Annotated in this window: 9 protein-coding genes; 6 read left to right on the top strand and 3 right to left on the bottom strand. The window is 62.8% G+C overall.

The window, feature by feature from the left end:
* A partial coding sequence (locus tag RMN95_RS13565; protein ID WP_309617440.1) for a hypothetical protein occupies positions 1–377 on the bottom strand: 377 nt, incomplete at its 3' end.
* A 232-nt stretch (positions 378–609) separates the two neighbouring features.
* On the opposite strand from RMN95_RS13565, the gene RMN95_RS13560 reads away from it, so the two are divergent.
* From RMN95_RS13560 to RMN95_RS13535, 6 genes are all read left to right on the top strand, one after another.
* Positions 610–1,488 (top strand): phospholipid scramblase-related protein, encoded by an 879-nt coding sequence (locus RMN95_RS13560; protein ID WP_309617439.1) that lies wholly within the window; start codon positions 610–612, stop codon positions 1,486–1,488.
* A gap of 537 nt (positions 1,489–2,025) precedes the next feature.
* Entirely contained in the window at positions 2,026–2,256 is a 231-nt protein-coding gene (locus tag RMN95_RS13555; RefSeq protein WP_309617438.1) for a helix-turn-helix domain-containing protein, read from the top strand.
* A 4-nt stretch (positions 2,257–2,260) separates the two neighbouring features.
* Positions 2,261–3,076 (top strand): hypothetical protein, encoded by an 816-nt coding sequence (locus tag RMN95_RS13550; protein WP_309617437.1) that lies wholly within the window; start codon positions 2,261–2,263, stop codon positions 3,074–3,076.
* Between the two features lie 9 nt (positions 3,077–3,085).
* On the top strand, positions 3,086–3,442 hold the full coding sequence (locus RMN95_RS13545; RefSeq protein WP_309617436.1) for a tyrosine-type recombinase/integrase: 357 nt from the start codon (positions 3,086–3,088) through the stop codon (positions 3,440–3,442).
* A gap of 86 nt (positions 3,443–3,528) precedes the next feature.
* A complete protein-coding gene (locus tag RMN95_RS13540) occupies positions 3,529–4,104 on the top strand; it encodes a hypothetical protein (RefSeq protein WP_309617435.1) in 576 nt (191 codons plus the stop codon).
* Entirely contained in the window at positions 4,101–5,000 is a 900-nt protein-coding gene (locus tag RMN95_RS13535; RefSeq protein ID WP_309617434.1) for a nucleotidyl transferase AbiEii/AbiGii toxin family protein, read from the top strand. The genes RMN95_RS13540 and RMN95_RS13535 overlap by 4 nt, the downstream gene beginning before the upstream one ends.
* 332 nt (positions 5,001–5,332) lie before the next feature.
* Here RMN95_RS13535 and RMN95_RS13530 read toward each other — a convergent pair whose 3' ends face one another.
* A complete protein-coding gene (locus RMN95_RS13530) occupies positions 5,333–6,331 on the bottom strand; it encodes a class I mannose-6-phosphate isomerase (protein ID WP_309617433.1) in 999 nt (332 codons plus the stop codon).
* Positions 6,328–6,994, bottom strand: a 667-nt coding sequence (locus RMN95_RS13525) for a PfkB family carbohydrate kinase (RefSeq protein WP_309617432.1), incomplete at its 5' end; no start/stop codon positions are given. The genes RMN95_RS13525 and RMN95_RS13530, both read right to left, overlap by 4 nt.

Raw genomic sequence — 6,994 nt, 5'->3', positions numbered from 1 at the left:
CGGATCAGGGCGTCGGTCTTGCGCCAGGGGCCTCCTGCGCGTTTCCAATCTCGTATGCATTTCTCAATGACATGTTCAGAAATTTGCACCGAAGCCGAGAAGGTGTTCAGCGTGTCATCGAGCACGGCGCTGAGAGTTTGCGAAATTAGACCCGATGACGCTCGGTAGTCGGCGCCCATTCTGTGGAGATCCTCGGGCAGTCGCCAATCGAGCTTTTCTACGAAGTCTCTAACGTTCTCCTCTGGATCAACACCTGGCCGCAGTCGTTTCTGGCTCACAATGCTTCCATTGATCCGTTGAGCCAAGACGGCAAGAGCTCGGCGGCTCTCGTATGATCGCCGTTCGGTAATGTCGATCGTGCTGGTGGGCGATTTCATTCCTCGATTCTGATGTAACAACGACGCGGGGCGAAGCCCTCCTTGATTCGTGCCTGGATGGAGCACTGGCGACTACCAACAACATTGCTCCCTCTTCTGGATTTGAATGCGTTTGGAACCTTCAGTGGCCGGAACCATCCCGGACTAACTGAGGCCGTGGCCCCAGATCTGACTTTGCGGCGGGGGACGAAACGCCCTCACGAGTCGGCGGCTCCGCTGTTAGCCTCCAGTTATGAATCAGGAATCGACCCCGGGGTGGTTCCCCGACCCCTTTGGCCGGTATCAACACCGCTGGTGGGATGGGCTTCAATGGACCGAACATGTTGGCTCATCGGGAACTCAGTCGATTGACTCACCCGTGGTCGCGCCTCCTACGCGCGCAGCCGCACTCCCAGTGCAGGGCAGCTTGCCTGCTACTGCAAACGCTTCAGTCAGCAAGAATGTGCAGCGGCAAATGAGACAGCTCGGGGTTTCTAATTCCACTCAATTAGGCGGTGGCACGCTTCTCACCGAGCAAATTTTGGTCGTGAATCAAAAAGCGAAGCTATTCGAGAGGAGAGCTGAATATTCCGTCTTCAGCCCGAATGGAAGCAAGGTCGGCGGCGTTCGTCAATTTGGCACGAGCATGTCGAGCGTTATCGTCGGGCAGGACAACGCCACCAAACGCTTTCAGATTGTCGATGCAGATGGTCAACCCTTTTTGACGGTCACCCGGCCGGCCACAGTTCTTAAGTCAACAGTGACAATCATGCGTGAGGACGGATCGAATCTGGGACGAATCGTGCAGGAGAATTTTGGAGTAATGGCGTCCTTGCTCGGCGGCCGGTTCAACATCCGCTTCCGAATGGAATCGGCCGGTGAGACCCTCGGTACGATCAACGCTGAAAGCTGGCGTGCCTGGGACTTCAGTATCCAGGACACCCAAGGTGATGAAATTGCTCGCATAACCAAGGTTTGGGCGGGACTCAGTAAGGAAATATTTACCAAGGCCGACAACTATGTGCTCCAAATGCACAAGCGGCTGGAAGACCCTCTGCTATCGATCGTCGTCTGCGCGGCACTCGTTGTAGACACGGTCCTCAACCAGGACGGGGAGCGACGACGGCGTTAGGTTCGGAGCCTCGCAAAATCTGGATCCCGAGCGGGGTGTGTCACCGACGTTCACCGACACAGCGCCATGGCCCAGAAATCGTCTTTAGCCCGGGAGCGTCTTAGGGGCAGACCGTTGTTCCATATTGCCGTCCGGGTCGTTGCGACAATCTCGCGCAGTGGCGCGGTCGACGCACGGGTCTCCACCCTGAAGCTCGCGCCACCAACATTGGTCGCGGGACCATTAGTTGCGACCCGGGGCCCCTAAGCGTGCCCGTCAAAAGAGGAAAATCCCTAGGAGCGCGGAGGAAAGCACGATCAGCCGGAGAACATCCACCGCGCAATTGCGGGGGAGTTGAGGTTCTTAGAACAGCCCACAAAAAAGTCCCGGAAACTCAGGGGTTTCCGGGACTTTTAAGGTTGAAGTATTCGATCTAGTCATCGAAAACCCCATCGAAAAACCCTCTTCGCGTCGCTTCGACGGCACCACGGTCCGGTAGCTCGGCGTCGGTTCGAGTTGTCTCCTGTCGCTCTGGTGGGGCCGTCGCACCTATTCGGTATGGACACCGATATCGCGTCGAACCTCTGGGGGCTGGAACCGCTGCTCGACGTTGCCGAGCTGGCGTCGTATCTCGGTGTTCCGGTCTTGACCGTCTACGACTGGCGCACCCGCGGGCTGGGGCCACGCGCGTACCGCTTCGGCAAGCACCTGAAGTTCGCTGTCTCCGACGTACGGATCTGGATCGAGCAGCAACGCGAAATCGATCCGCACAAGAAATCAGGGCGGTGACCCGATGAGCCGCCCGCGCCTGACCATCGGCACATTCGGCGAGATCAGCGTGCAGCGCACGCCGGGCGGCAAGCTGGAGGCACGCGCCCGCTACCGCGACTGGGACGGCAAGACCAGGCTCGTTCAGGCCACTGGTGATTCGCTGAAGAGCGCAGATCGAGCATTGAGGTCGAAGCTCGCGGACCGAACCCTCTTCCAGTCGTCAACTTCGATACTTGCACCGGACAATCCGTTCGGTGATTCGGTCACTTACTGGCTGGAGCACCTCGACTTGGAAGACCGGCTCTCCCGCACGACCCGGCTGCTCTACGAGCGCAACATGCGCACGCTGGTGACGCCCGCTTTCGGCAACCTCACCCTGCGTGAGATCGGCGTCGCGCGCTGTGACCACTTCCTCAAGCCGTTGGCGAAGCAGAGCTACAACCGTGCCAAGCAAGCTCGTGTCGTGCTGCGTCTGGCGCTCGGACTCGCGGTGCGCCACGAGGTGCTGCTGCGCAACCCGATGGATCACGTATCTCGTCTGCACCGTCCTCCCCATGTGCCGGATGCGCTGACTCCGACTGAGGTCAACGCGATCCGCCTGCCCATCGCGTACTGGGAAGCGGGCCGCTCACCATCGGGGCCGAGGCCGGACGGTCAGCTCGGTGCGATCGTGGAGGTCATGCTGGGCACCTCTGCCCGCATCGGCGAGGTGCTCGCGATCCGCCGCCGCGACATCGACATCACAGGCGCGCCACCGTCGATCCGCATCGCCGGGACGATCGTCAGCCACCGGGGTGAGCCAACGGCGCGGCAGGATCATCCGAAGACAGCGAAGTAGAGGCGGACGGTGGCGATCCCGACGTTTACCGCAGAGGCGGTGCGTAAGCGGCTGACCCGGTTGCACGGCCCTTCGCTGGACGCGCTGCTGTTCTGTAGTCGCGAGGGGACGCCGCTGACAACGGACAACGTGCGTCGCCAACTGCGGCACGTCATGGACCTTGCGGGGATCACCGGGGTGACACCGCACATATTCCGGCGCACAGTCGCGACGGTCATCAATGAGCAGGCGGGTGTCGACCTCGCGGCCGAACTGCTCAGTCACACCGACTCGAAGATTACGATCCAGTACTACATTCGCCGCAACGAGATGGTCAGTCCCATCACCGCCGAGTTGCGCGACCGTGCACTGGCGAAGGACGAGTGATCCAGATGCTTGCGGTAGTCAACAGAAATACAGCCATGTACACTAGGCCTGTAACGGTTTTTGTTGATATTGAGGAGGCTATTAGTATGACGATGCTGCATGATCTCCTGCGATATCGCGACTTCGGTGAACTGGCACTGACTCGGCATCGGTTCGACCGGATTCTCCAGGACGGGGAATACGAGCGGATCGCTCCCGGAACGTTTCTGCGCGCCGGGGCGATCGACGACACCACAGCCGCGTGGATGGCGATCGCCACCAAGAAGCCGGAAGCGACGATCTGCCTGCTGTCGGCGGCCGCACTGCACGACCTGACCGACGAGATCCCCCGCGGCAGCGACATCGCCATCTCGCGCGGGAGTCAGCCTGCGACCATCCACTACGCGCCGATCACCTGGCACCGTTTCTCGCCCGACACCTTCGAGATCGGCCGCACCGAGCATCTCCTGCCCGGCGGGCTGGCGATCGGGCTGTATTCGCCCGAGCGGACGATCATTGACCTATTTCGGCTTCGACACACGTGGGGAAGCGATCTCGCGATCGGCTCGCTGAAGCGCTGGCTGCGTGGCCACGGCAACAGCCCAGGGGAGCTGCTCGCCCTCGCGCAGGATTTCCCGACGGCGCGCCCCGCGATGCAGAACGCCTTGGAGGTGCTCCTGTGAGCCCGAACCCGCAGCACGGCACTCCTGCGGGGGATGCGAGCATCGCCATCCGGCAGCTCGCGCGGCAATCCGGTGCCGACGTTCAGGATCTGCAGACTCTGTATGTGCTCGAAGCCCTGCTGGCACGCATCGCGGCCTCCGACTACCGCGATGACTTCGTGCTCAAAGGAGGCGTGCTGCTGGCCGCATTCGCCGCACGCCGACCGACCAAGGACATCGACCTGCAAGCAACAGGACTCGCGAACGACGCGGATCAAGTTACTGCGCGTGTCCGCCAGATCGCCGCGCTCGACGTGGCCGACGGTGTGCTCTTCGACACGGAGAGCATCAAGGCATCCGTGATCCGTGGCGATGACGAGTACGCCGGGATACGCGTGAGACTTGTCGGCGCACTCGGGCTCGCAAAGTTGACGATCGGCATCGATGTCAACTTCGGCGATCCGATCTGGCCGCCACCGTCCCTCGTTGAGCTGCCGCGCGTCGTCGAACTGGGGCAACCGCCGGTCACGCTGTTCGGCTATCCGCTGACGATGGTTCTCGCCGAGAAGATCGTTACCGCCATCGACCGCGGCGAAGCCAATACGCGCTGGCGCGACTTCGCCGATGTCTACACCCTGGTTCGGGCGCGCCCCGTAGCCGCCGCAGAGTTCGCGGCCTCGCTGGCGGTGGTCGCTGAGTACCGTCACGTCGAGCTGCGACCGTTGCTTCCGCTCCTGGCGCCGATGCCACAGCGGGCGCAAGAGAAGTGGCTCGCCTGGCGTCGACGTACGGGACGAGAGCAGGAGCTTCCCGAGCGCTTCGCCGACGTCCTCGAATCACTCGCACGGTTCGCGGACGCGGTGCTGGCCGGCTCCACTATGGGGCGCTGGAATTCGCAAACCGAGCGGTGGCAATAGCGCCGTTCGTCACAGTGTGAGACTTCGCAGGCTTGAAAACTCGGGTCTGCGATGGCGGCCCTGCGTGCCTGGCTCCTCGATATCAACATACCCCCAGGGGTATAATTAGAAGGACAACATCCGAGAAGGGTCTCACCATGTGCCATGCGGTCACCTGCAAACAGTGCGGCAAGACGACCTGGGCTGGCTGCGGGCAGCATGTCGACCAGGTGATGCGCATGGTCCCGGCCGCACAGCGCTGCGCCGGCCACGAGAAGCAGCCATCGTCGCCGGGCTTCTTTGCGCGACTCTTTTCCCGAAACTAACTGGTGTTCGAGCGAGCGCGTGGTGCCTTAGCTGCCGGCCGGAGGGCGGGCAACCAGCGCGTCACCGCCGACCCGAAAGCTACCTGAGACGTGCGGCACGAGAGTGGTTGACCCGGGATGCAGCGGCATCTCTGCGCCTGACGCAAGAGTGAGGTTCGCAGCAGTATCGAGGGCGATGATGATGCTGAAACCCGCCGGGAAGTCCGCGCGAGAGTGCACGCGATCCAGCCTGAAGAACGCCTCAGACTCGGCAGAAAGTACGGACCCGGGTGGGGGAGCCCGGCGCACGAGTGAGTCGATTTCGTCGCGGCTCCGAGCGTGGATCTCGACGGCCTTCAACGCCAGCTCAAATCCAAGCCCCAGATGTCCATCGTGCTCACCATCGAGGTCAAATCCCTTCCACTCGAGCAGTATCGACAGATCCTCTGGTTCCTGGACTTCGACGAGCAGGATGCCCTCGCCGATCGCGTGAAGCACCCCGGGTGGAACAAACACGGTGTCGCCCGGCTCAACCGGAACACCGTGAGTGAGAGCGAGCAGAGCCGCCGTATCCTGCTGCGCGACGAGAGCGCCCAACTGCTCGAGGGTGACCGACTGGTTCAGGCCGAGGTGCACCACACCGGGGGTGAGGATGTACCAAGCCTCGGCTTTACCGTGCGTCGCAGCAATGTGGCGCGCGGCGAAGCTGGCATCAGGATGCGCGTGCACCGGGAGCCGCTGGCCCGCGTCGAGCAGCTTGACCAGCAGCATGGTGTCGATGCCAAACCGCGCCACGTGATCCGAGCCAAGCCAGGATTTTGGGTCGCTGGCGATCGCATCGGCGAGCAGCGTGCCATCCCCGAGTCTTGTCATTCCGACCGGTGCATTACCCCGCACGCTCGTGGTCGACCCCACCCAATCCTCGGGAGTATTCGGAGGCGACGGCAGCTCATGGCGAAATTCGGAGATGCGCCTGCCACCCCGATAGAAACGCGCGGGCGGTTGGTTGGAGGGGAGCAGTATCGGCCCCACCGCGGTTCCGCTCATGCGGCTGCGCCGGGGATGAACAAGGGAGCCAGCGTGGAATCGAGCGACAGTATCGCTGACGGGGTCGGGCGGATTCCGCTCATCACCACCGCCGAGCACGCGTTCGCGAGGGATGCGGCCTGCTCCAGTGTCGCCCCGCGTGAAAGCGCGAACAGCAGGCCAGCGGTGCTTGCATCACCGGCACCGTTGGTGGTCACCGGGTTCACGACCCGTCGAGGTTGCACGTGCAGGGTGCGGTCACTCCATGCCTCGGCGTGGGGCGCAAGCGCTGCTCCGCCCTCTCGAAGTCGCGCCGTGCTCGCAGTTTTCACGAGCAGGCCGTGACGCCCCGCCGAGAGAGCAACGACAGCGGCACCCTCGGCAAGCAGTCGGTCAGCCAGCCGATCTACGAGGGCGGGTGAGTACGGCTCCGCGATTCGAAGGGCCGACGTGAGGTCATCAAGGCTGGGAGTCGCGATATCCGTCTCGGACAGAGCCAGCGCCAGGATGCCCGACCAGTCGAGCGCTCCGACGGCAGAGCGTGGGTCGACGACGGCAAGGTCGAGCGAGGACGTGACATGGGCGGCACGCGCCCGCGCGAGCAGGTCATGGAGCGGCCGGCCGCCCTCATTCAGCATGCGGGGGAGCAAGGGCGGATACCCCACATGTAGCAGCCCGTGGCCG

Source organism: Salinibacterium sp. (genome assembly GCF_031364185.1).
Lineage (GTDB): Bacteria > Actinomycetota > Actinomycetes > Actinomycetales > Microbacteriaceae > Rhodoglobus.
Note: the sequence above shows the minus strand (reverse complement) of the source record. Positions and strands in the feature narration are given on the sequence as shown.

What these genes read in the sequence shown, in the direction of transcription:
- RMN95_RS13560 (WP_309617439.1), top strand. Translation starts at nt 610, where the DNA reads ATGAATCAGGAATCGACCCCGGGGTGGTTCCCCGACCCCTTTGGCCGG.
- RMN95_RS13550 (WP_309617437.1), top strand. Translation starts at nt 2,261, where the DNA reads ATGAGCCGCCCGCGCCTGACCATCGGCACATTCGGCGAGATCAGCGTG.
- RMN95_RS13530 (WP_309617433.1), bottom strand. Translation starts at nt 6,331, where the DNA reads ATGAGCGGAACCGCGGTGGGGCCGATACTGCTCCCCTCCAACCAACCG.
- RMN95_RS13540 (WP_309617435.1), top strand. Translation starts at nt 3,529, where the DNA reads ATGACGATGCTGCATGATCTCCTGCGATATCGCGACTTCGGTGAACTG.
- RMN95_RS13555 (WP_309617438.1), top strand. Translation starts at nt 2,026, where the DNA reads ATGGACACCGATATCGCGTCGAACCTCTGGGGGCTGGAACCGCTGCTC.